Origin of the sequence: Ensifer sp. Root127 (assembly GCF_001425225.1) — a bacterium.
GTDB lineage: Bacteria > Pseudomonadota > Alphaproteobacteria > Rhizobiales > Rhizobiaceae > Ensifer > Ensifer canadensis.
Genome location: NZ_LMDX01000027.1, coordinates 1 through 23,192, shown reverse-complemented (window position 1 = coordinate 23,192; position 23,192 = coordinate 1). Strand labels below are relative to the sequence as shown.

The window sequence follows — 23,192 nt, the reverse complement described above, 5'->3', positions numbered from 1 at the left end:
CATGACAATTATTCCAACTCCGCCCGGAAAATAGGCTTTCGCCTCAAATCGCAAGCAGAAGCGCTTCGGGATTTCCCATCGCAAGCGAGGCGACGATACCGAGGCCCTGTCGCAATTCCTGCTCGGTGGTGGAGCCCAGCGATATGCGCACGGCCGGGCGCCAGCCGAGGTCCGAGGTGCGGAAGGAAGATCCTGGCGCTATCGCCACGCCACGCAGGCGCGCCTGCGAGACGAAGCCCTCTTCGGTATGACCCTCCGGCAGCGGCAGCCAAATATGCAGGCTCTGCGGATGCGAATGGTAGTCGAGATTGCCGAGCGCCTCGGCGGCAATGGCGTGGCGGGCAGCCAGTGCCCGCCGCTGCCAGTCGACCAGCTCGATTGCCGTTCCCTCGCTCACCCAATGCGTCGCGATCTCGGCGATTGCCGGTGTCGCCATCCAGTTCGAGACGAGGTGCCGGTTGGCAACGGCAGCCACATAGCGATCGGGTGCAGCGAGATAGCCGATGCGCAGGCCCGGAACGGTGATCTTGGTGAAACTAGTGATGTAAAGCGTCCGCTCCGGCGCAAAGGCTGCCACCGGCTTTAGTCCCGCATCGACGAGCGGACCGAGAATGTCGTTCTCGATGATCGCGATGTCATGACGACGGGCGACTTCGGCAAGGGCGGCGCGCCGCGCCTCGCTCATCAGCGTTGCCTTCGGGTTGATGACCGACGGCTGCAGGAAAATCGCCCGGATGACGCCTTTTCGGCAGGCTTCGTCCAGGGCCCCAGGGATCATGCCGTCATGATCGATTGGCAGGCCCTCAAGATGGATGCCGAGGTATGTCGACAGCGGCACCAGCGTATGATGGCTCACCGCCTCGGTCGCAATTGTCGATCCGGGAGGCGCGACGCTCATCAGCGCCACCGTCATGGCCGATGTCGCGCCGTTGGTCAGGCTGATGTTGAGCGGCGATATCTCCAGGCCACAGCGCGCAAGCCATTCAGCCGCCACGTTGCGATGACGCGGGAAGACCATATTGGGGCGGAAGGAGAGCGCCGAACTCGAGGGCAGATTTTCCGCAAGCCAGGCAAAAGCTCCCCGCATTTTCTGCAGATGGAGCTGTTCGCAGACCGGTTTGAGGATCGAAAGGTCGATCAACTCGCCCAGGCGCTCCGGCAGATAGGGGGGCTCAGGCTCCTTTGCCTGGGTCTGCACGAAGCTGCCGCGCCCAATTTCGCCGGACACAAGCCCTCGGCGGATCAGTTCGTCATAGGCCCGGCTCACCGTTTGAACCGACAACGACAGCTCGTCGGCAAGGTTGCGATGGGTCGGAAGGCGCTGCCCGTTGGATAGTTTGCCCTCCTGAATCGCGCGCGCGAACTGTTCGGCCAACGAGAGGTAGGCCGGACGGCGGAGTTGGGCAGGGTCGGGGCGCCAAGTTGTCATGATTTTACACTGCTGAAAATCAGGTCAATTGACAACGGCAAAATCAACACCCAATCTCTTTTCCCAGATTTGACATGAAACAGCACGCGCGAAAGCCATGAAATGAAACTCGACGCCATCGACCTGCGCATCCTTGAGGCGGTCCAGGAGGACGGTCGCATTACCAAGCTGTCGCTCGCCGAAAAGGCCGGGCTGTCGCCGACGCCATGCTGGATGCGGCTTCGCAAACTGGAGAAGGCCGGCATCATCACCGGCTACCATGCCCGGGTGGCTGTGCGCCGCGTGGCGCCGGTGGCGAGCGTGATGATGGAAGTGACGCTCGGCAATCACCGGCAGGCTGATTTCGAGCGCTTCGAGCGCGCCGTCGCAACCATACCCGAGATCACCGCCTGCTGGTCGGTCGGCGGCGGCGTCGATTATATTCTGAAGATCATCGCGGCAGATATCGACGCCTACCAGCGGCTGGTCGACAGCCTGCTCGATCGCGAACTGGGGATCGACCGCTACTTCACCTACATCGTGACGAAGACCGTCAAGGAAGAAACCGTTCTCCCTCTGGCCGCATTGCTGCCGGCAGCACCCTAGACAATCTCTCTTTCCTCCGGCACGATTTCAGACAAAGTCTCTCGTCGCTGCTCGCTGAACAGACAATCTCTCGCCCGTCCGCTGCCACTATCTCCTCAGCCCATGCCGAGGAGATGCCGATGGCCGCCGTTTTCGCCCGCACACCGTTTCACGACACGCTGAACCAGTTGGGAGATCGTCACCTGCTGCGCGAGCTTGCCTATGTCAACGGTCGCTGGACCTCTTCTCGCCAGGGCAAGAGCTTTGCGGTGACCGACCCGGCCACGGGCGGGACCCTTGCCTGGGTGGCGTCGCTCGATGGCGATGAAACGACTGCGGCGATCGACGCGGCAGACAGGGCTTTCGCCGGGTGGCGGGATATGCTTCCGCAGGAGCGCGCCGGCATACTGCGCAAATGGTGCGAACTGATGCTGGCTGCCAAGGACGATCTCGCTTTAATCATGACGCTGGAGCAGGGCAAGCCGATTGCCGAAGCACGCGGAGAGATCGACTATGCCGCGTCCTTCCTTGAGTGGTATGGCGAAGAAGGCAAACGCTTGAATGCCGAAAGCGTCACAAGTCACCTTGCCGGCGCCGAGATGATCGTGCGTCGGGAGGCGCTCGGCGCCGTCGGTATTGTCACGCCTTGGAACTTCCCGTCGGCCATGGTCACCCGAAAGGCTGCCGCAGCACTTGCGGCGGGGTGCACGGTGGTCGCCCACCCGTCCTGCGAAACGCCGCTTTCGGCGCTGGCGCTCGCCGAACTCGCCGAACGGGCCGGAATTCCAGCAGGCGTATTTAACGTCGTCACCGGCGATGCAGCGGAGATCGTCGGGCAGATGTGCGCGGACAAACGCCTGCGCGCCATGAGCTTTACCGGATCGACCGAGATCGGCCGATTGATCGCCGGCCAATGCGCGCCGACGATGAAGCGCCTCGTCATGGAGCTTGGCGGACATGCCCCGCTCATCGTCTTTGCCGACGCGGATATCGAAAAAGCGGCCGACATCGCTATCAACGCCAAGTTCGCGACGTCCGGCCAGGACTGTCTGGCTGCCAATCGGATCTACGTCGAACGCCCGATCCTTAGGGCTTTCAATGCCGCGTTTGCGGCACGTATCGCCAAGCTGAACGTCGGGGGCGGTCTGGATGCCGGTGTCGACATCGGTCCGCTGATGCATGAGCGCGCTGTCGCCAAGGTCGAGGAACAGGTCGCCGACGCGCTGAAACGCGGAGCGACCCTTGTATCCGGCGGCAGGCGGCACCACGTGGGCGCGCTATTTTACGAGCCGACGCTGCTGACCGATGTTCCCGATGACGCGCTGATCATGCGGGAAGAGACATTTGGCCCTGTTGCGGCCGTCACCTCCTTCGACAGCGAGGCGGAGGTGATCGCCCGTGCCAACGACACGGACTATGGCCTGGTCGCCTATGTCGTCACCGAGAACGGAGCACGACAGATGCGGCTCGGCCGGGCACTCGACTACGGCATGGTGGCGATCAACCGGGTGAAGATCACCGGCGGGCCCGTTCCCTTCGGCGGCTGGAAACGGTCGGGTCTCGGCCGCGAGGGATCGAGACACGGGCTCGAGGCCTTCAGCGAGCTCAAATATCTCTGCATCGACACCGCGGCCTGAAGTCGCTCCATCACCAATCGAACACCGACAGCATAAGGACAAAACACCATGCTCGACCGCAACAACGAACTGACCGCCTGGGACCGCGACCACTTCTTCCATCCGTCGACCCACATGGGCATGCATGCGCGCGGCGAGACACCGACCCGGGTGATTGCCGGCGGCGAGGGCGTCTACATCACCGACGTCAACGGGCGGACAAGTCTCGATGCCTTTGCCGGGCTCTACTGCGTCAATGTCGGCTATGGCCGCCAGAAGATCGCCGACGCGATTGCCGAGCAGGCAAAGAACCTGGCCTACTATCACGCCTATGTCGGGCATGGCACCGAAGCCTCGATCACGCTGTCCAAAATGATCATCGACCGGGCACCGGAGGGCATGTCCCGCGTCTATTTCGGGCTTTCGGGTTCGGACGCCAACGAAACCAACATCAAGCTGATCTGGTACTACAACAACATTCTCGGACGGCCGGATAAAAAGAAGATCATTTCACGCTGGCGTGGCTATCACGGATCCGGCGTGATGACTGGATCGCTGACCGGTCTTGCGCTCTTTCACAACGCCTTCGACCTGCCACGCGCACCGATCCTGCACACGGAGGCACCCTATTATTTCCGCCGGCCCGACCGTTCGATGGACGAGGAGCAGTTCTCGCAATATTGCGCCGACAAGCTTGAGGAAATGATCGTCAATGAAGGGCCGGACACCATCGCCGCCTTCATCGGTGAACCGATCCTCGGCACCGGCGGTATCGTTCCGCCGCCGAAGGGCTATTGGCAGAAGATCCAGGCGGTGCTTGCCAAATACGACATCCTGCTGATCGCCGATGAGGTCGTAACCGGCTTCGGCCGTCTCGGCACGATGTTTGGCTCGGATCACTACGGCATGAAGCCGGATCTCATCACCATCGCCAAGGGGCTGACCTCCGCCTATGCTCCGCTCTCGGGAACGATCGTCTCCGACAAGGTGTGGCAGGTTCTGGTTCAGGGATCCGACGAACTCGGGGCCATCGGCCATGGCTGGACCTATTCCTCCCATCCGATCTGTGCTGCAGCCGGCATCGCCAATCTCGAGCTGATCGACGAACTCGGCCTCATCGAAAATGCCGGTACGACCGGCGCCTATTTCCGCGAAAGACTCGCCGAAGCGGTTGGCGGCCACAGGCATGTGGGTGAGGTTCGTGGCGATGGGCTGATGGCAGCCGTCGAGTTCGTCGAAGACAGGGACGACCGTAGGTTCTTCGATGTGAGCCAGAAGATCGGCCCGCAGGTTTCTGCCGCTCTTGCCGAGCGTGGCGTCATCGGCCGCGCCATGCCGCAAGGCGATATCCTCGGTTTTGCCCCGCCGCTATGCCTGACACGGGATGAAGCCGATATCGTCGTGAAAGCCGCGACGGCGGCAATCGAACAGGTTCTCGGGCGCTGAGGGAGGCCGTTATGACCTTGATACCGACAACGATGAGCGCGGTGCAACTCGTCGGTCATGGCGGGCTCGACAAGCTCGTCTACAACGGCGCTGTCCCCGTGCCGGGGCCGGCCTCCGACGAGGTTCTGATAAGGGTGACGGCCTGCGGAATGAACAACACCGATGTCTGGGTGCGCCAGGGCGCCTATGGCACGGAGGACGACGCAGCCGCGGTTTCGACCTGGCGTCGCCAGGGCAACACCCTCACTTTCCCACGCATCCAGGGCACCGATGCCGTTGGTCGCATCGTCGCCACCGGATCGCGCGTCGATCCAGCGCGTATCGGTGAACGAGTGATGGTGGATTTTTCGATCTACAACCGCGATGACGACAGCCTTGCCGACATCGATTACATGGGCCATGGCCGCGACGGCGGCTATGCTCAATATATGGCGCTGCCAGCGGAAAATGCCCATGTCGTCGATACCGATCTGACGGATGTCGAGCTGGCGACGTTCTGTTGTGCCTACCTGACGGCGGAACGCATGTTGGAAAGGGCACGGCTGGTCGCCGGCGAGATCGTGCTGGTGACTGGTGCCTCGGGCGGCGTCGGTTCCGCCATTATCCAGCTGGCGCGGGTTCGTGGCGCGGTGCCGATAGCCATTACCAGCGCGGGTAAAGAGCAGGCCCTTCTCGATATCGGCGCCAGTGCCGTGGTCACGCGCGACAAAGGCGATCTCGTGGACGCAGTCACCAAAGCATCACAGGGCAAACCGATCGATGTCGTTGCCGATCTCGTTGCCGGCCCGATGTTCAACGATCTTCTGAAGGTGCTGAAACCGGAGGGTCGCTACACCACCGCCGGCGCGATCGGCGGCGCCGTCGTTCAGCTCGATTTGCGGACGATGTATCTGAAGCAGCTTGAACTGCACGGTTCAAGCCAGGGCACCCGGGCCGATTTCAGGCGCTTGGTTCGCTATATCGAAGAAAACAGAATCCGGCCGCTGGTCGCAGGCGTCTATCCGCTGCGTGAGTTTCATCGCGCCCAGTCGGACTTCATGGCCAAGTCTTTTGTCGGCAATCTGGTTGTCGTTCCGGACTGAGGGCCGAATTCCTTCATGCTTGACAAATTCGAGAACGAGCTATGCGGCCGGCGCCGCATGCGTCTCGAGCAGCAAGGCCGGCGAAACCATCGGACTTCACAATGTCGGAGTTGAGCCAATGTTCCATTGGTACCGCGACCGACTGTTAGAAATCTGTCCCACGATCGCGCCGGCGGAGCCTAGGGGATGCGGGCGATGACTTTGATCTCGAAGTCGAAGCCGGCGAGCCAATTGACACCGACTGCGGTCCAGTTCGGGTAAGGCGGCTTGCTAAAAATCTGTTGCTTGACGGTCATGATCGTTGCGAACTGGTTCTCGGGATCCGTGTGGAACGTCGTCACATCGACAAGATCGTCGAATGTGCACCCGGCCGCATTCAGCGTCGCCTTGAGGTTTTCGAAGGCCAGTTGGACCTGGCGTTCAAAGTCGGGTTCCGGCGTTCCGTCGCTACGGCTGCCAACCTGGCCGGATACGAACAATAGGTCACCGGATCGAATGGCGGCCGAATAACCGTGTTCCTCATAAAGAGCGTGCCGGTTTGCGGGAAAGATTGCTTCGCGCTCTGTCATCTTTGATCTCGCCTTGTTGTCATTTGACCGCATCCAATGAGCGGAGGCGACGCTTCAAGCGCTTTCCATGCTCACTCGTTTCATGTACGGTGCGTATGTGAAATAGCCGAAATGCGCCTCGTATGTCAAGTTCATATACGAGGCGTATATGAATTTGAGGGCAAGATGGCGAAACGGCGTGTCGAGACGATGGAGGAAAACCGCGTCAAGCTGATCGCGGCGGCGCGAAAAGCCTTTGCCGAAAAGGGATATTCCGCTGCTTCAATGGACGAATTGACAGCCGAAGTCGGGCTCACGCGAGGGGCGCTTTACCACAATTTTGGCGACAAGCGCGGCCTCTTGGCCGCGGTCGTCAACCAGATCGACTCCGACATGGCTTTGCGCGCGCAGGAGATCGGCGCCCGTGCGACAGACCCTTGGCAAGGTTTGCTGGCCGAGGGTGCCGCCTATATCGAGATGGCACTTGTCCCAGAAGTGCAACGCATTGTTCTGCTCGACGGACCTGCTGTCTTGGGCGATCCATCGCAATGGCCGAGCCAGAGCAGCTGTCTTCAGGCGACAAAGCGCACAGTTGAGCGGCTGACCGCGCAGGGGATACTCAAGCCGGTGGACGCGGAAGCCGCCGCCCGGCTTCTCAGTGGCGCTGCGCTCAATGCCGCCCTCTGGATTGCCGCCAGCGACGATCCGCAGGGCGTATTGCCGAAGGCTGTAGCCGCTTTCCACGCACTGGCCACGGGCTTTCTCATGAAACCCGCGTAGGGTCCCGGGCCAATTCAATGGCGCGAAATTTGTGATTTTTGCGCCACGAAACTTCGCGTGGCACCGCACCACATCGCTCCCTTGCGTATCACCAACCGGCAACGCTGCCGGCCTCATGTGGTCCCGCTTGGTTTGTCATACAGTTATCCTTTGGACCCTGAGCCCAAAGCCGCCTGCAGGTGCGGGGGTCTTCAGGATTGGGATAAGGATCGCTGTCGCGAGGGTGGCCACAAGGCAGTCTGTGACCGGAAAGGCAAACCAGATCGCCGTGCTGTCGCCGAAGACCCCAAAGCAGACAATCAGCAGCGGGCTAAGCGCAAACGGCTTGACGAGCGTCAGCACCGCCGCTCTCCCAGGCTGGCCCGCGGCCTGGAAATAAAGCGCGAACACCAGAATGGGCCCGGTAAAGAGATAAAGAGAAACCATCGGCCGCAGGATTGCGCCGACTTCTGCGACGACAGACGCATCCTGCGCAAAGCCCGCGCCGATCCTGCTGCTTGCGCTCAGCAAGATGAGTTCGACCGCGACGCAATAGAAAAACGCAACGCTTACTGCGAGGCGCAACATTCTGTCCGAACGCTGATAAAAACCGGCTCCGACATTGTTGCCGACGATGCTTTGCGTGGAGAGCGCGATCGCCATGAGTGGCAGGAAGGTAAAGCTGAAAATGCGCATGACGATGCCATAAGCAGCAGCAGTGTCGGCGTAGCTGGCGCCGGCGGTCAGCCGCAATGTCGCGATCACCGCGGCCGCAACCAGTGCGATGCCGATGAAGCTCAGGCTCAGCGGCATGCCGAGGAGCACAATGGGCCGCCAGCCACCGGCCCAACTATGCGCCCCAAGCGAAGCGAGCGGTATCATCCAAACGCCGTGTAGCCGCATCCCGACCAGGAGTGCCAATCCAAGGGCCTGGGCCAGCGCCGTGCCCAACGCCGATCCGGCAATGCCAAGATCGAGCTCGACGATCAACACGTAGTTGAACGCGATATTGGCGAAGGTTACCCCGACCGACATCAATGCCATCAGGCCCACGCGGCCTTCGTTGCGGCAAGCATCCGCGTGCAGCCCCAGCAGAAACTGCACAGGCGTCGCGCAGATCATGATCAGGAGGTAGCGATACGACATTTCGGCGATGTTGCCTTCGGTGCCTGCTATGTGGCCGGTGGCGGTGCGCCCGCCCACAAGGAAGGCAAAGATCAGCACCAGCGCCATCGCGAGCGCGAGACCGTGGGCCCGTGCAAATACTGCCGCCGCCATGTCTCGCGCACCTGCGCCTAGATGCCGGGCAAGCAGGCTGGACATGCCGCCGCTGACAAGCGTCGACAATGCGATGGTGACCATCGCCGCTGGAAAGACGATGCTGACCGCAGCCAGGGCATCGGCACCAATGAAATGCCCGAGGATGGCGGCATCAACCACGGTCAATAGTCCGCTCATCATCATGACAAGCATCATCGGCAAAGCATTGGTAATAAAGAGCCGCCCGATCGGAGCGGTCAGGAACGGATTTTGCTGTGCGTGTCCGGACGACATCGCTCACTCCTCAAATGAGGCATTTCGCATTTGACAGGGAGCCTGCTTTGCCTACCGACGAAATGCTTCGAGGGTGAGAAGATGAGTATCGTCGGGCTTCACCGTGACTTGCGTCCGCAGGCGGCAGGTGCCCGATACCTTAGCCGAGCTTTATCCGCCTGCCGGTCCCCATGTCAAATTCTTAGATCTATCAAGGCGGCCGGTCCGGCGCTTCTCAGCCACGCTGCTTTGAACTTGTTCGCTGTGTTGACGCATCAGACCCGCTCCCCATTGCGCTGATTGTGACGTGGTGCTGCACTATTGATTGGGACAAATGTGCGAAGCTTTGAGACTTTGAGAGTTCGCCGTTGCACTCTGATACTGTAAGTTGACTTCGGCATGATTTTCCGCCTACTTCAACTTAGGATCGTGTGGAAATCTGATAGAGGTCGAGCGATTGGATTCAGGCGGCGAACCACAGTCGACGATCTTCCGCCTGCGGACATTTGGCGGTCTGGAGTTGCTCGATGAGCATGGGCACGCCATCCCGTTCCCCGCAAAGGCGCTTGTGATCCTCGCCTACCTTTTTTCCACAGGCCGTCGGACCGCCACGAGAATGGAGGTTGCGGAGCTGCTTTGGGGCAGGGGAACGCCATCGGTCGCTTTCACCAATCTTCGCAGGTTGATCTCGCGGATCAGAGGTCGTCAATCCGAGCTCAATGTGCATTTTCTTGTTTTTTCGAACCATGGGATCGAGCTCAAGTCATCCTCGATCACCTGCGATGTTTCGTTGTTTGGGATGGCCGAGCCTGAAGGCTCGTTCGATGAACTCAAGGTGCTTGTTGACCGGCTTCGATCGGCTTTTCTGGATAAAATCGACCTTCAAAATTCTTTGTTTGACCACTGGCTAGCGCAGCAGCGAGAGCGTCAGCTGATAGCTCTCGATCATGCCATGCGGCTGATGGCATCTCTGGCCAACACAGCTGACCAGCGTGCCGTCGTCCAACAGGCCGCGCTTCTCGTCTTTCTCACGGGCTCAAACGACCAGATCGCACCCAAATTTCTGCTGCAGGCCTACGAAGTGCAGGGAGAGGTTGAGCTTCTCAAGCGCACGTTTGAACGGCGAAACGAGATGCTCGCATCCTGGATGAAGGAGAAACAATCGTTCCCGCCAGCCAAGATCGCGGCGCGGGCGGCAAATGTCGAGATCATCAATCCCGCTGAACTGACGGAACATTCAAGGCCTAGCCTGCCGCGCCTGGCGTTGCTCCCGCCCAGCAACTACAGCCGCGAACCCGCCGCAGCGATGATTGTGGCCTCGCTTCTGGAGGACATCACCATTGGCTTCTGTGTGCTGAATAGCGTTCAGGTGCTGGCACCTTACTCCGCCCTGCAGATAAGCCGCAAAACTGAAGACCAGCTCGCGATGCTTGAGCATCATGGCCTGACCTATGTGCTCGAGACACGGTTGAGCGGTGTGGACGAGGCGCTTTCCTTGTTCACACAGCTCGTGTTTCTTCCCACGAGCGAGATTGTCTGGGCGGAGCGCCTCAGCCTTGATGGCGCGCGTTTCGCGCAAAACAGGCGTGACATATCCGGGCGCCTGGCACTTTCGGTCGCGAGCGAAATCGAGCGCCACAGGATCACGCGCTCCAATTTCGATCGGAACCCGGCCGCGTATCACCGCTATCTGCTTGGACGGCGGTTTTTCGACCGCTTGACGCTGCCAAACCTGCGTCGTGCCCGAAAGGAGATGAAAGCGGTTTTGCAGGAAAGCGCCAACTTCGCGCCGGCGCTCAGCTCGCTTGCACGAACCTATTCGGAGGAGTGGCTTCTGACGGCGCGAGGCGAGGCGGTTTTGCTGAAGTCGGCTGAGGCCTATGCCTTGCAGGCCATTGAGACAAGCAGCGACATGGCGGATGGCTACCGCGAGCTTGGGGTGGCAAAGCTGCTGCAGGGTGCTCTCGACGAAAGTGTCGAGACTTTGCAACTGGCCGAGACGCTAAGCCCACATTACGCGGATATCATTGCCGACCACGCCGACGCCTTGGCCCACTGTTCGCGTCTGGATACCGCGTGTCGGACCATCGAGCGCGCCATCGAACTCAATCCCATAAGCCCAGATTCCTACCTGTGGACGGCGGCGGGCGCCTGCTACGGTCTCGGCCGTTTCGAGGCGGCGATTGGCTACATCGATAGAATGGCAGATGGCAGCCTCGCCGACCGGTTGGCGGCCGCGAGCTGGGCCATGCTCGGCCACCGCGACAAAGCACATGTATTCGTTACCAGAGTCCGAGAAACCCATCCCGACTTTGATGTCGAAAACTGGTTGTCGATCGTGCCGATTAAGGAAAAATGGCACAAAGACATCTATCGTGAAGGTCTCAAGAAGGCAGGCTTCTAGAAATTAAACCGAGCGGGGGGGGAATGTGCATGGCAAAACTTGCAATCTTAGGTTTCGCTGGCGAAGAGGGACTTTACATTGTTGACCTGGAGGCAGGGACCGTCGCGCCGATGACGGTGCCGGTCAAAGGCGCCCTTCAGACCGTCGTTGATCTCCAAAGGGCTGGAGGCACGGTGATCAAGGGCGTCAGCGTCGCGGTTTCCGTGACGTCGGCCGAGGACATCTCGAACGGCCGGTTCGACGGGTAAGGCGGTCCGGCCGGACGTCTTCACTGCGTTTGACGATGGTGCGCAGCGGCGGTGGCGCTTAAACGCGTGCGGCTGAGAACCCCCATGGCATCGGGTTCTGCTGCTGCCTGGACGCAGAGCCCAAGCGAGTTCAGTGGCCCCGCCAGCAGGCGGGGCCAAAAGCTGCGACGTTACTTGTTGAGTGCGTCCTTCAGAGCCTTTGCCGGTACGAAGGACACCTTCCTTGCTGCCGCGACCTTGATCGTCGCTCCGGTTGCCGGATTGCGGGCTTCACGCTCAGGCGTGGCCTTGACCTTGAACTTGCCGAAGCCGGGCAGGGAGGTTTCGTTGCCGGAGACCGAAGCGGCGGAGATGGCTGCAAGCACGGATTCAACGACGGCTTTGCTTTGAGCCTTCGTCAGGCCATGCTCGCCGGCGATCTTTTCTGCGATTTCAGTTGTGGTGGTCAAAGGTTGTTCCTCCTCGTTTTTGACGAAAGGATACTTTGCCCGAATGGCGCCAATGTCATCGGTCTTGCGCAACAACTCCCGCCTCCTCAGGTGATTTTCCACAGATTGCCTTGGCAACATAGCCTTTCGCCCTCTTTCTGCGGGCGATTTGGAGAAGGATCGCAATGGCATCGGCCTCGGATGCGAAGTGATGGCTCATCTCCTGGCCGAGCGTACCGATGCGTCCCCAGGCGCGGATAAGGGAGATTTCGCCAAAGAGCGTCGGCTGGATCGAAAGCGCATAGTAGCGCGCCATGTTTCGGCTGGGATCTATCCGTTGAAAGTAGAGGTTGGAGCACTGCTGGGTCATGAACGCAGCATCGCGCGTCGGAGAATCCGCGTCCAATGAGAGTTTTGAATCGGTTGGCGTCGCCGAGTCAAACCTCGACAGTTCCGCAAAATGTCGTCCTGAAAGGCTGGAGGCCGCGCCTGCGGCAGAGGCCGCCCCTTTGATAGTTGCTATACTAACCGCCCCGGAACGCCGGAGCTTGTGCACTCTGGAGGGATTTCATGGCTGGCCGGCAACTCACGAGGATATCTCGTCCTCCGCAATCGGGAATGAACATTCGATGGCCGCGCCAATGAAGGCCTTGCGCGACAGCCCAAGGCTCTCCCCGCGCTCCAGCGCGGCGTGGCAGCGATTTCTGGCCCGTTCGTAGAACCATCCGCCTTGCGGCCATTCACTTAGATACTGCAGCGCATCCTCTGGCCCGTTGATACACCGCTCACCTTCTGGACCGACCCTGACGGGGTGATCCCAATTGATACCTTGCATCTGCGTTGCCTCCGTTTCGCCGCAGAACGCTTATCCTGCAAGTTTGTTCCTTCCTCCGGCCAGGCTTTCGCGCCCCTGGCAATCGGGCATGCCTTCCATTGTCAGGTGGTCGCCCAGTCCTCAAGACGCAAGCCAGGCACTCTTTCGAATTCCCGTCCATTGTTGGTGACCAGGATCAGTCCCTGTGAGCGGGCATGGCCAGCAATCAATTGATCGTAAGGTCCGATTGGCTTGCCGGCCCTGGCCAGCTCGGCCCGGAGTTGGCCGGTGTGTGCTGCCGCCAAGCGATCAAAGTGCAGTACGTCGAGCCTTGCCGCAAATCCTTCAACGACGTTGAGATTTCGCTCCGGCATTGCCGATTTTTCAGCGCCGAAAATCAGTTCCATAAGAGTGATCGAACTGATGCAGAGCTGCCCCTGGTGGCGGTTGAAAGCCTCGCGAACAGGCTCTGGACGATTCTTGATCGTGAAGATGCAGATGTTGGTATCGAGCATGTATTTGAGCATCAGAACGTCTCGCGCTCTTGCTGCTCGGGCTGATCACGATCCGCCATGAAGTCGGCGCTCGCCCGTTCGCCGTTGAACCAACTGTCCCAAGCTTCCCCGGCCGGGGTTATTATTCGAGTCCTTCCGACCGCCACGACATCGACTCTCTTGACATCGTCGGGTAGCGCCACGGCCTTCGGTAGACGGATCGCCTGGCTGCGATTGCTTTGAAATACGGAGCCCTGGTCCATAGATCACCTCTTGGGATATGGCTTAAGTATATCCCCATATAGGTCGTTGGCCGTGGATATGTCAATGGGATATACCAGGCGGCGATCATGCTGACTCCCTATTGGTGGAACCCGGCTTCTCATCGTCGGCGCGGCATGAGGCAAGTGCCCGGATCAACCCCGTCGTCTCTCCGCCATCAGGAGAAAGGCCAGGACACAGCACAGCAGGCCAAGGGACAATGGCAATCCCTGATGTCCGATCAGTTGCATCGCCAGTCCTGTGACGGGCGAGCCCACGATGCCGCCTGTACCCCATAGGATCGCGAAGGCAGCGTTGCCGGCGATCAAGGCTTGACCGGCGAAACGCTCGCCGAGTTGGATCAGCGACATGGTGTAGATCCCGAACGAGACCCCGCCGCAGACGAAAACGAGCGGCCAGATGAGCCACGAGTTGAAGAACCACGGCAGCAACAGGCAGCCGGCCAGCGATGCCACAGCACAGACCAGCATCGTCCGTCTCGAGCCAAACTGCTCTGCGACGCGCCCGAGCAAAATCTGCAACACGGCATTGCCTACGATGAAGCAGGTGATGAGCGAAGCAATGCGCTCTTCCGCGCTGCAGAGCGCTGCTCCGTAGACAGCAAACAAGGAAAGCAGGGTCTGCTCGAAAGCAGCGGCAGTGAAAACCGCGAACAATAGGAGCGGTGCCAGTGCGAAGAAGCCGCCGACCGATGTTGCCTCACCCTCATGCGGCATGTCGGGCAGGCGCGGCACGACCGCAAGCACGATTAGGCCGCAGAGAAGGAAGGCGACGATGCCGATCATGAAGGGCGGCCAGCCCTGCGTGCCAACCAGCCCGAGCGACAGGGGGCCGATGGCGAAGCCAGCCGACACGATCGATGAATAGAGGCCCATGATGCGGCCCCGGCGTGGCGCGGGCGTGATCGCGAGCAGCCAGGTTTCGCTGATCACGTAAAGCGGATTGGCGAAAAAGCCGAGCAGGAAGCGCAGTGGCATCCAGGCCCATACTTCCTGTGTCCAGCCAATCGCGATCAGGGTGAGCGCGGCCAGCATCGAACACAGGATCGCAAGCCGTGGCGCGCCCACCCGCCGGGTCAACGCGGGAATGAAAGGCGCGGATACAATGAAACCGAGCGGCGTCATCGCCGCCGACAGGCCGATCACGCCTGATGTCATTCCCTGCCGCTCCAGAATGAAGCTGAGCAGCGGATAGGTTAGCCCCTGTGCCACGGCGAACACCGTGACGGTCGCGATGATGCCTGCCATCGCGGCCCATGGGATCCGATCCTCGCGCGATATTGTCGTGCTTTCGGCAGTCATGAAGCATTCGCCTTATAAGGGGTTTGATACTTGCCAGAAGGACTTGGCGATCTCTGCCTCGAACTGCTGTCTCGTCAGACCGATGTCATCGATCAAATGAGGATCTTCCTTCAACTTTTGCTCAAGTTCCCAGCGAAAGCGTATCCGCTCACCCCAGGTAGCGATGATGCTTCGCAAGGTCGCCAGGCTGTAGTGTCGGCGCGACACTTCCGCCGGTTCCACGGGCATTGCCGGCCACGCTGCCTGAAGCAGGGTCGACGCAGAGGTGGGAATATCGTTCATGGCAACCTCCATATGGTTTGAGCGGCCAGCGGCCCTCGACCTGAAAGAGGATGGAGTCTGCCGGATACAAACGGCGTCGTAATTAAGGCCTCCCAAATAGTTCTCAAAAACTTCCAAACGGACTATAGATGCGCCGTATGCAGGGATCGCGCTTTGCTTTTGGTCCATTCGTGCTTGATCCGGATGCTGGAACGCTCCTTCGGAACGGTGATCCCGTTGCCGTTGGCCACCGCGGGCTAAAGCTGCTTGCAGCACTCGTCGGACGACCCGGCGAAATTCTTGGAAAAACCGAGTTGATGGATGCGGCGTGGCCGGGCACGGCTGTCGAGGAAGGCAATCTCACCGTCCAGATCGCGCAGCTGCGCAAGCTGCTTGGTCCCGCCGCCGACGGCGGTGAATGGATCTCGACGGTTCCGCGCGTCGGCTACCGCTTCACCAGGGCCATCGAGCAGCTGAGCGGCGCGATGCGAAAACCTTTGCCGCTGCCCGGCAAACCATCGATAGCCGTGCTGCCCTTCGTGAATATCAGCAACGACCCCGAACAGGAATCCTTCGCGGATGGGTTGACCGAAGATCTGATCACTGACCTGTCCAGGATCTCCGGCCTTTTTGTCATCGCACGCAATTCGGCCTTTGCCTACAAGGGGAGGGCGATGGACGTGCGCGGGATCGCTGAGGATCTTGGCGTGCGTTACCTGCTGGAGGGCAGCGCTCGTCGCGCCGGCGAGCATGTGCGCATCAACGCCCAGCTGGTCGATGCGGTGAGTGGCGAACACCTATGGGCGGAACGCTTCGATCGCAGCCTGGAAGATATCTTTGCCGTTCAGGACGAGGTCACCGGCAAGATCGTGGAAGCCTTGCTCGGCCGGCTGCGCGCACCGCCGTCGCGCAACCGACCCAACAATATCGAGGCTTACGATCTCTGCGTGCGGGCGCGTAAGCTGATGGATGACACGCCGCAGTCGGCGCAGGAAGCGCATCTGATGCTCACGCGCGCAGTTTCGCTCGATCCTGATTATGCCGAGGCCTATCGCTGGCTTGCCATGAACCACTGGATGGGGTGGGTGCATTCGGGCGGACCCACCGAAGCTAGCCGTGGCATAGCGTTGGAAATGGCGCGCAAAGCCGTCGCGCTCGATCCCAACGATGCTGGCTGCCGCTGGGTGTTGGCTTACCTGCTTGCCTATGAGCGCAGCTTCGCCGAAGCCGATCGGGAATTTGCCACGGCGATCGAACTCGACCCGAACGAGGCCGACAGTTGGGCGGCACTCTCCGATGTCGCGGTCCTGGCCGGACGGGTGGAGGAGGGGCTTGAGCACATTCGCAAGGCGTTCCGGCTGAACCCGTTTCCGGCGAGTTGGTACTATCTGACGCTCGGCCAGGCCCAATACGCGGCTGGCGAGTACGAAGCCGCTGTCGAGACGCTGCGCAGGGACGAGACGTACCGTACAAGCTCGCGCCGTTTCCTGGCGGCAAGCCTTGCTCAGCTGGGCCGGCTCGACGAGGCACGTACAGAGGTCGAACTCTTCCTGGTTGGCAATCCGAGTTTCACAATCCACCACTGGGCGACGACCGAGCCATTCCGCGACGCTGCGACGCTTGCGCATTTCGTCGATGGCTACCGCAAGGCGGGGCTCCAGGAGTGACACGCGGGCGTGATCTCCCAAACCCGCCATTTACCCTTAGCGTGGAAAAAGCGGCGAGAGCCTTGCCGGTCTTTTTGCCGCTTGCTGTGGCCGTCAGACAGCCTCCATCCGCACGGTCGAAAACATCGGCGCGGTGCGGTTCTTGGCGATTACGCGCGGTCGCTGGTCAGACCGGGTGGGTGAGGGTGCCGGGTGCCGCGAGGCTGGCCCGACCCCTCGATCAAGCGGGAAGACTTGCCGGCGCGAGTATTCCCGGTCCCCCGCCGTCGCTATTTTGAACCCGCTGTGGCGAGCCGGCCCAGCCGCGCCAACGAGACTCTGGCAACATTGCTGCCGACGCCTGGTGCGCTCAATACCCTGGTTATCCGCGGGGTTCCGGCTCGAAGTCCTCCAAGGCGGCATGGATCGCTTCGCGCAGTTCCTCTCCGGTAATGGGCTTGTGTAGAATACGAGAACGACTGGCGCTAACTTCCTTGAGGCGCGATGGCGAGGTATCACCGGTAACGATGATGGCCGGAACGCGGCGGCCGATGTGGTCGCAAAGGGTCTGGATCGCGTCCAGACCTGTGGCGCCATGCTGCAGGCGGTAATCGGCAACGATAAGATCGACCGGCGCGCTGCCGGCCACCAGGGCTTCGGAATGGACTCTCAGCACCTCCTCAGCAGACCGGCCGGCATAGATCCGATGCCCCTCCAGGGTCAGAAGCCGAACCATGGCGTCGGCCACCTCCTTCTCGTCCTCCACCAGTATGATACCGGCCGTGATGCCGACCGCGGGAGATGGCCGGCCGGATTGCAGGGGAGATCCTACCGAGCGAGCCCTCGGAACTGTAATCGAGAACATCGAGCCGCGCCCGGGCACGGAAACCAATCTTAAGGGATGTTGCAGCAGCTCGGCCGTGCGCCGAACGATGGCAAGACCCAAGCCCAGACCCTGTGTGCGGTCCCTTGCCGGATTCTGCAACTGCATGAATTCCTCGAAGACCATCGTTTGCTGATCGGCAGGAATGCCGGTGCCCGTATCCAGGACCTGGATTTCGACCGAATTGCCGCGCCTGCGGCAGCCAAGGAGGACGCCGCCCGCATTGGTGTAGCGAAACGCGTTCGACAACAGGTTGTTGAGGATCCGTCGGAGCATCATCGGGTCGCTGTCGATCAGCAAGTCGCTGTCGACGATCCGCCAGTCAAGGCCGCGCTGGTTTGCTTCTGCGGCGAACTCGTCGCGGAGATCGCGAAAGAGGTCGCGCAACGACACTGTCTCGTTCGCGATCGTCACGATGCCGGCGTCAAGTCGGGAGATATCGAGCAGCGCATTCAGCAGTCCGCCGAGATTGCTGACGGCGGATTTCGCTCTCGTTGCCAGATCGCGAGCATCGCCTGAGGCGACGTTTCCGCGCTGCCCCAATATTGCCAGTGTGGAAACAAGCAGGCTCAACGCATGGATCGGCTGGCGCAGGTCGTGGCTGGCGGCTGCCAGAAATCGAGTCTTGGCGCGGTCTGCTGCCTGTGCCCGATCACGTTCCTCTTGCAGGTGACCGACGAGGCTTTCGTTTTCCAGTCGCAGGCTGACGGTTTCACGCAACATCCGGTAGGTGATGCGGCAGTAGTAGAAGTTGATTGCCACAAGGGAGGCGAGCAGGAACAGGAAAGCGCCGGAAATATCGCTGTCCGTCAGAATGCAGCGGACGGCGATCGGCAGGACCGTCACAAGAATTGAGCCGATGAGCGCGGGTGGAAAGGCTGAAAGAGACGGCACCGTGCCGCAGACCAGTCCGGCCAGAACGATAACCGTGAACGAAAGGACGATGGGCGCATCCGGAAGGAAGCCGACCCAGCCGAGCGTGCCCCACAGCAGACCGGACGCCCAGGTAAATGCTGCAGCGAGCCAGGCCCATCGCATGATGGACCGGGAATCCCTTGGGCGGCTGAAAAAACGGCGGGAGGCGAGCACACGCAAGATAATGAGCAGATAGAGAGCGCCAACCCATCCGGCGAGCCAACTCCCCGATACGGCATTGCGAAGGACGTACACGGCAGCGCCAGAAATGACGATGTTTGAGATCACCACGCCATAGGAGTTGCGATACAGAAGCTCGATGAGGGCCTGGCGGATCTTGTCTTCGTGCATTCGTCCTCTCCAGATGCCGGAGGGACATCATCCAGCGGCCCGTCCTAGGACGATTGATTTATCGGAAAACTGTTTCCCATACGTTGGCGGCCAAAGAATTTGCGCCGAAGCTTTCATTGAGGGTGGCCGGATGAACGACCCGCTCACGTCCCAAGAGGCGGGACTGTCGCATCTCTAACTGGCCTATATGTCGCATCTCTAAACTGCCGCTACACGATATGTGGCGGCCAGGTTGAACTGTCCGCCGTTGGGCAAAGTAGAAGTGTCCCATCCGGCGTCTTCAGCCGTTTAGAAATGCGACGCTTCAGCTCGCAAGCCCCCGACCGGACCGGCTGGGGCGGGTTGCAAGGGAAGGGAAGGGAACTGGCGGGTGATCTGCACTCGAGCGAGACAAAGCTCTCTCTCGCCGCGCAAGGACCACAGGATCATTCATGAAATCCATCTTCCAGCCAGGTTTGCGCCCCTGAGGCGTCAGGATTTCGATGGTCGTTTGTAGATGGTCGTCCAAGGTCCGTAGCATGCAGGGCAGTCCTGCCACCGGCACGGCGCATTCGGCGGCGCAAGCGTCGATCCGCTGCTCGTCGGGCTTCTGACCGTCGCCTACGTCGCATTGAAGCGCTTCTTCGCCCGTTATGCGGTGGTCGGCATTCTGGGTACTCGGGCTTGCCTGCCTGCTCACGCAAGGTCGCGTCGATCTATCCGGCCTGAAGCTGGAATTCGCCGCTCCGGTCTTCACCTTGCCGGAGTTCTCGCTGAATGCGCTGATCTCGGTCGCGCTGCCGCTGTTCCTGATTACGCTGACCGGCCAATATATGCCTGGAATGCTGGTCTTGCGGAACGATGGGTTCAAGACGAGCGCCAATCCCATTGTGACCGTGACGGGCTTCGGCTCGCTCATCATGGCTCCGTTCGGCTCCAATGCCTTCAATATCGCGGCGATCGCCCTCGGCAAGGAAGCTCATGAAGACCGTTGAAGCGCTGGATCGCGGGCATTGCGGCTATCTCGATTCCCGCGCCAACGAAGACGTTGTTGCGGCCTTCGTCCAACGGGAAAGGCAGATCAATCCGGTGCATTTGCAGTGAACTTGAACCGCTGGCCAAGCCAGCCGGTGGGCGGCGCGCATGCCGGCATGATAGCCGACGAGGCTGAAACTCGTCTCACCGGCAATGAACGTGTCGAGCCCGACAATCGTACAGTTGTTATGTTCCGCCGGGTTTATCTTCCTTCTCGATTTGCCTTAGCGCCCCTTCAATCGTGGCTTTGTACCGCACGCGAGGGGGACGCACATTGTGCGCAAACAGCATGCGGCGAGCCTGCGGAGAGGCGCCCGTGATGAAGAAGCGCACTCTGGCACGCCCAGCTTTGTGCACCGCGCCTTCAATGACACTGGCAGCAGTAGAATCGAGAAAGGAAACTGCCGAGCAATCGAGGATGAAGTTTCGCCGCTGGTCGGCGATGCGGTCGAGGATTGCGCCGACCGTCGTGGCAGCGGCGAAGAAGAATGCGCCGGAAATGCGGTAAATAACCGTGTCCGGATCGCTGGCGACTTCCGCGTGATAAGCCTCGCGCCCGCCATTTGCCTCGTCGGCGGTGTCGTCTAGCAGTGGAAGAGTGTGAGCTTCGACGGCGATCGTCTTCGACATACGGTCGATGAAGAGTACTGCTCCGAGCGCGAAACCCACGACGATGCCCTCTGTCAGGTCGCGGAAGACCACAAGCAGGAAAGTGACGAGCAGCACCAGTGCATCACCCCGCGAGGAGCGGATCAGCGCGACCACTGATTGCGTCTCGATCATGTTCCAGGCGACGACGGTGAGCAAACCGGCAAGTGCAGAGAGCGGGATGTAGCTCGCGAGCGGCGCGGCAATTAGCATAAAGCCGAGGAGGAACAAGGCATGTAGCATCCCAGAGATGGGGCCATGTGCGCCGGCTCGGACATTGGTCGCTGTGCGCGCGATTGTGCCGGTCGCACAGATGCCGCCAAACAGCGCTGAGGCTATATTGGCCAAACCCTGCGCTACAAGTTCGCAATTGGAACGGTGACGTCGTCCTGTCATGCCATCGGCAACGACGGCCGAAAGCAGCGACTCGATTGAACCGAGCAAGGCGAAGGCAACAGCATTCGGCAAAACGGCAAGTAAAAGTTCGTTGCTCATCGCGGGAATTGACGGCAGCGGTAGGCCGCGCGGAATGCCACCGAAGCGAGTTCCAATAGTGTCCACGGGCAAGGAGAAGACTGCCGCGACGAGCGAAGCGGCGGCGACGGCGAGCAGCATGCCTGGCCAGCCCGGCCGTAAACGTTTCAGGGCGAGGATGGTGCTGATCGTCAGTATTGCCACGGCAAGCGTTGAAAAATTGAACGTGGGCGCTGCGGCGGTCAGTGCGGCCAGCTTCGCCAAAAGTTCACCGGGTTCCGCGCCCGACAATCTCAGCCCGAACAGTTCTTTGATCTGGCTGGCGAAGATGATGACGGCGATACCGGCGGTAAACCCGATGGTCACCGGATAGGGGATAAATTTGATATAGGTGCCGAGCCGCATATAGCCGGCGGTCAGCATGAAGACACCCGACAGCGTCGTCGCCAGAAGCAGACCATCCAGCCCGTGGCTGTGCACAGTCGCCGCTACGAGCACGATGAAGGCGCCTGCTGGTCCACCGATTTGGAAACGGCTGCCGCCGAGAGCGGATATCAGGAAGCCGCCGACAATCGCGGTGAAGAGGCCGCGTTCGGGGGAGACGCCCGAAGCGATGGCAATCGCCATGGAAAGCGGCAAGGCCACGATCGCCACCGTAAGCCCGGCGACCGCGTCGCTGCGAAATTGCGACCAGCCATACCCCTCGCGAAGCACGGTGACGAGTTTGGGTGTGAACAAATCCCAGAACGTTGGGGTGGAAAACTGTGCTGAGTCCGGCCTGCGGGCCGTTAATACCGTCTGCGTATGCCGCGATATCCCCATTTGTTATTCCGGCCCTTCGTTATAGGCGACGGGACGTCGACGTCACGGTCGGCGATTGCCGCCGTTGGAGAGAACTCCGCGTTTCACCTCTTCGCATCGACGGCTGGACCCGGCTGGACTAGACGGACACCGCGCCCACCGCGCTCGCTCGGCTGGTTGTCGCCGATCAGCTCTACGCCGCAGGCATTGAGCGCTTCGATCACTCGCGTCAACGTTTCGACCACGCCACGCACAATACCTTCGCTGGCCTCCATGCGCTGGATCGTCGGTACTGACACGCCGGCCTTCTCTGCAAGCATCTTCTGGTCGATGCCGGCAAGGGCACGAGCGGCACGCATCTGTGCAGCTGTGATCATTCAGATTTATTCCATAGCTGTTAATCTAAACTAGTGACGCATTGAAGTTCATGTTTCAAGCCTAAATCTTGAGTCACCGACGATGCGCCGGAGATCGATCTCAACTGCTCGTTCGCTGGGTTCGCCTCCGGCGCTAAACCGCGATTTGATTTCGCGGGGTGATAGGGATAGAGGCACTTATGGGTTAGCAGCCGATGCCGAGAGCATCGCGGCGATCCGATAAAGACAAGCAGGCTACTACAGCGGAGCGAACATGAGCGACCAGAGCGATGACTACGTTTATGACGAGGCGACCGGCGAATGGCGGCCGGTTTCGGAAATCGCCGCGGAGGCCGCGCAGGCTGCGGAGGTTCGCGATGCGTCGGGTAATCCTCTTACCGACGGAGACTCTGTGGTCCTGATCAAAGACCTCAAGGTGAAGGGTGCCGGCCAGACCCTCAAACAGGGCACAGTCATCAGGTCGATCCGGCTCACCAACAACCCGGACGAGATCGACTGCCGGCACGACGCGATCAAGGGTCTGGTCCTGCGCACCGAGTTCGTCCGCAAGCGGTGACCGACAACATCAGTTGGCCGCACTTGCAGTCCTTGCGCAGTGTCCGAATTACCTCAGCCTCCGGCGTCGGTCGCGCGGGCACGCTGATGGGCCGTCTTCTAGATGGACGACTTCCCACTAGAAGCAGCTCAGAACGCTCTTCAAGAGCCACCCGTGGCTGAGCCACGGGGGCGGCGTTTGCGGCGGCCTTCCGGAAGATGCTGATAGAGCTCCAGCGCCTGATCTTCCTTGCCGTAGATGAAGCGATAGATCGTCTCGGTGCAGACACGCACGGCGCTCACGCCATCGGCGAACAGGCGACCGGCGATCTGTTCCGGT

23 protein-coding genes and 2 pseudogenes are annotated in these 23,192 nt (G+C 60.5%); 11 read left to right on the top strand and 14 right to left on the bottom strand.

Annotated elements, in window-relative coordinates:
* Positions 1-43: 43 nt before the first annotated feature.
* The gene (locus ASD03_RS26445) at positions 44-1,429 is read right to left on the bottom strand and encodes a PLP-dependent aminotransferase family protein (RefSeq protein WP_057217383.1); all 1,386 of its coding nucleotides are present in this window, start codon (positions 1,427-1,429) and stop codon (positions 44-46) included.
* Between the two features lie 102 nt (positions 1,430-1,531).
* Here ASD03_RS26445 and ASD03_RS26440 point away from each other — a divergent pair, with 102 nt between their 5' ends.
* The 4 genes from ASD03_RS26440 to ASD03_RS26425 all read left to right on the top strand — a co-directional run bounded on the left by ASD03_RS26440 (position 1,532) and on the right by ASD03_RS26425 (position 6,137).
* Positions 1,532-2,014, top strand: coding sequence for an Lrp/AsnC family transcriptional regulator (locus ASD03_RS26440; RefSeq protein WP_057217382.1), 483 nt, complete (start codon positions 1,532-1,534; stop codon positions 2,012-2,014).
* 119 nt (positions 2,015-2,133) lie between these two features.
* Entirely contained in the window at positions 2,134-3,630 is a 1,497-nt protein-coding gene (locus ASD03_RS26435; protein WP_057217379.1) for an NAD-dependent succinate-semialdehyde dehydrogenase, read from the top strand.
* A 48-nt stretch (positions 3,631-3,678) separates the two neighbouring features.
* Positions 3,679-5,055 (top strand): aspartate aminotransferase family protein, encoded by a 1,377-nt coding sequence (locus ASD03_RS26430; RefSeq protein WP_057217377.1) that lies wholly within the window; start codon positions 3,679-3,681, stop codon positions 5,053-5,055.
* A gap of 11 nt (positions 5,056-5,066) precedes the next feature.
* Positions 5,067-6,137, top strand: a complete 1,071-nt coding sequence (locus ASD03_RS26425; protein ID WP_057217375.1) for an alcohol dehydrogenase family protein — start codon at positions 5,067-5,069, stop codon at positions 6,135-6,137.
* 179 nt (positions 6,138-6,316) lie between these two features.
* Here ASD03_RS26425 and ASD03_RS26420 read toward each other — a convergent pair whose 3' ends face one another.
* Positions 6,317-6,706 carry a RidA family protein gene (locus ASD03_RS26420; protein WP_057207791.1) on the bottom strand — a complete coding sequence of 130 codons (390 nt, stop codon included), beginning with the start codon at positions 6,704-6,706 and terminating at the stop codon, positions 6,317-6,319.
* A 165-nt stretch (positions 6,707-6,871) separates the two neighbouring features.
* On the opposite strand from ASD03_RS26420, the gene ASD03_RS26415 reads away from it, so the two are divergent.
* Positions 6,872-7,465 carry a TetR/AcrR family transcriptional regulator gene (locus tag ASD03_RS26415; RefSeq protein WP_025431374.1) on the top strand — a complete coding sequence of 198 codons (594 nt, stop codon included), beginning with the start codon at positions 6,872-6,874 and terminating at the stop codon, positions 7,463-7,465.
* 135 nt (positions 7,466-7,600) lie between these two features.
* Here ASD03_RS26415 and ASD03_RS26410 read toward each other — a convergent pair whose 3' ends face one another.
* On the bottom strand, positions 7,601-8,884 hold the full coding sequence (locus ASD03_RS26410) for an MATE family efflux transporter (RefSeq protein ID WP_244494302.1): 1,284 nt from the start codon (positions 8,882-8,884) through the stop codon (positions 7,601-7,603).
* Here ASD03_RS26410 and ASD03_RS40760 point away from each other — a divergent pair.
* From ASD03_RS40760 to ASD03_RS26400, 3 genes are all read left to right on the top strand, one after another.
* A complete protein-coding gene (locus tag ASD03_RS40760) occupies positions 8,766-9,032 on the top strand; it encodes a hypothetical protein (RefSeq protein ID WP_244494303.1) in 267 nt (88 codons plus the stop codon). The genes ASD03_RS26410 and ASD03_RS40760 overlap by 119 nt on opposite strands.
* Positions 9,033-9,434: 402 nt before the next feature.
* Positions 9,435-11,381 (top strand): hypothetical protein, encoded by a 1,947-nt coding sequence (locus ASD03_RS26405; RefSeq protein ID WP_207207720.1) that lies wholly within the window; start codon positions 9,435-9,437, stop codon positions 11,379-11,381.
* A gap of 29 nt (positions 11,382-11,410) precedes the next feature.
* Positions 11,411-11,629, top strand: a complete 219-nt coding sequence (locus ASD03_RS26400) for a hypothetical protein (RefSeq protein WP_057217371.1) — start codon at positions 11,411-11,413, stop codon at positions 11,627-11,629.
* Positions 11,630-11,799: 170 nt separating this feature from the next.
* Here ASD03_RS26400 and ASD03_RS26395 read toward each other — a convergent pair whose 3' ends face one another.
* From ASD03_RS26395 to ASD03_RS26365, 7 genes are all read right to left on the bottom strand, one after another.
* The gene (locus tag ASD03_RS26395) at positions 11,800-12,078 is read right to left on the bottom strand and encodes an HU family DNA-binding protein (RefSeq protein ID WP_025431370.1); all 279 of its coding nucleotides are present in this window, start codon (positions 12,076-12,078) and stop codon (positions 11,800-11,802) included.
* Positions 12,079-12,133: 55 nt separating this feature from the next.
* Positions 12,134-12,613 (bottom strand): WGR domain-containing protein, encoded by a 480-nt coding sequence (locus ASD03_RS41360; protein ID WP_337797719.1) that lies wholly within the window; start codon positions 12,611-12,613, stop codon positions 12,134-12,136.
* A gap of 30 nt (positions 12,614-12,643) precedes the next feature.
* Entirely contained in the window at positions 12,644-12,892 is a 249-nt protein-coding gene (locus ASD03_RS26385) for a DUF982 domain-containing protein (RefSeq protein WP_025431368.1), read from the bottom strand.
* Positions 12,893-12,993: 101 nt separating this feature from the next.
* Positions 12,994-13,398, bottom strand: a complete 405-nt coding sequence (gene vapC, locus ASD03_RS26380; RefSeq protein WP_057217370.1) for a tRNA(fMet)-specific endonuclease VapC — start codon at positions 13,396-13,398, stop codon at positions 12,994-12,996.
* Positions 13,398-13,628, bottom strand: coding sequence for a type II toxin-antitoxin system VapB family antitoxin (gene vapB / locus ASD03_RS26375; RefSeq protein ID WP_025431366.1), 231 nt, complete (start codon positions 13,626-13,628; stop codon positions 13,398-13,400). The genes vapC and vapB overlap by 1 nt, the downstream gene beginning before the upstream one ends.
* Positions 13,629-13,781: 153 nt before the next feature.
* A complete protein-coding gene (locus ASD03_RS26370) occupies positions 13,782-14,948 on the bottom strand; it encodes an MFS transporter (RefSeq protein WP_057217367.1) in 1,167 nt (388 codons plus the stop codon).
* A 12-nt stretch (positions 14,949-14,960) separates the two neighbouring features.
* On the bottom strand, positions 14,961-15,176 hold the full coding sequence (locus ASD03_RS26365) for a DUF1127 domain-containing protein (RefSeq protein ID WP_057217409.1): 216 nt from the start codon (positions 15,174-15,176) through the stop codon (positions 14,961-14,963).
* Between the two features lie 191 nt (positions 15,177-15,367).
* Between ASD03_RS26365 and ASD03_RS26360 the strand changes: the two genes are divergently transcribed.
* Entirely contained in the window at positions 15,368-16,876 is a 1,509-nt protein-coding gene (locus ASD03_RS26360) for a winged helix-turn-helix domain-containing tetratricopeptide repeat protein (RefSeq protein ID WP_057217366.1), read from the top strand.
* A gap of 361 nt (positions 16,877-17,237) precedes the next feature.
* Here ASD03_RS26360 and ASD03_RS26355 read toward each other — a convergent pair whose 3' ends face one another.
* Positions 17,238-19,004 carry an ATP-binding protein gene (locus ASD03_RS26355; protein WP_057217364.1) on the bottom strand — a complete coding sequence of 589 codons (1,767 nt, stop codon included), beginning with the start codon at positions 19,002-19,004 and terminating at the stop codon, positions 17,238-17,240.
* 544 nt (positions 19,005-19,548) lie between these two features.
* Here ASD03_RS26355 and ASD03_RS26350 point away from each other — a divergent pair.
* Positions 19,549-20,004 (top strand): annotated as a pseudogene (locus ASD03_RS26350) (benzoate/H(+) symporter BenE family transporter); the annotation flags it as partial.
* Between the two features lie 200 nt (positions 20,005-20,204).
* Here ASD03_RS26350 and ASD03_RS26345 read toward each other — a convergent pair.
* Together ASD03_RS26345 and ASD03_RS26340 are read right to left on the bottom strand one after the other, a co-directional pair.
* Complete coding sequence (locus ASD03_RS26345) at positions 20,205-21,962, bottom strand: SulP family inorganic anion transporter (protein ID WP_057217361.1); 1,758 nt, start codon at positions 21,960-21,962, stop codon at positions 20,205-20,207.
* 83 nt (positions 21,963-22,045) lie between these two features.
* Positions 22,046-22,318 (bottom strand): helix-turn-helix transcriptional regulator, encoded by a 273-nt coding sequence (locus tag ASD03_RS26340; RefSeq protein WP_057217359.1) that lies wholly within the window; start codon positions 22,316-22,318, stop codon positions 22,046-22,048.
* A gap of 253 nt (positions 22,319-22,571) precedes the next feature.
* On the opposite strand from ASD03_RS26340, the gene ASD03_RS26335 reads away from it, so the two are divergent.
* A complete protein-coding gene (locus tag ASD03_RS26335; protein ID WP_057207743.1) occupies positions 22,572-22,874 on the top strand; it encodes an alkylphosphonate utilization protein in 303 nt (100 codons plus the stop codon).
* A gap of 170 nt (positions 22,875-23,044) precedes the next feature.
* Here the strand turns inward: ASD03_RS26335 and ASD03_RS26330 are convergent.
* Positions 23,045-23,192, bottom strand: a pseudogene (locus tag ASD03_RS26330) (IS30 family transposase); the annotation flags it as partial.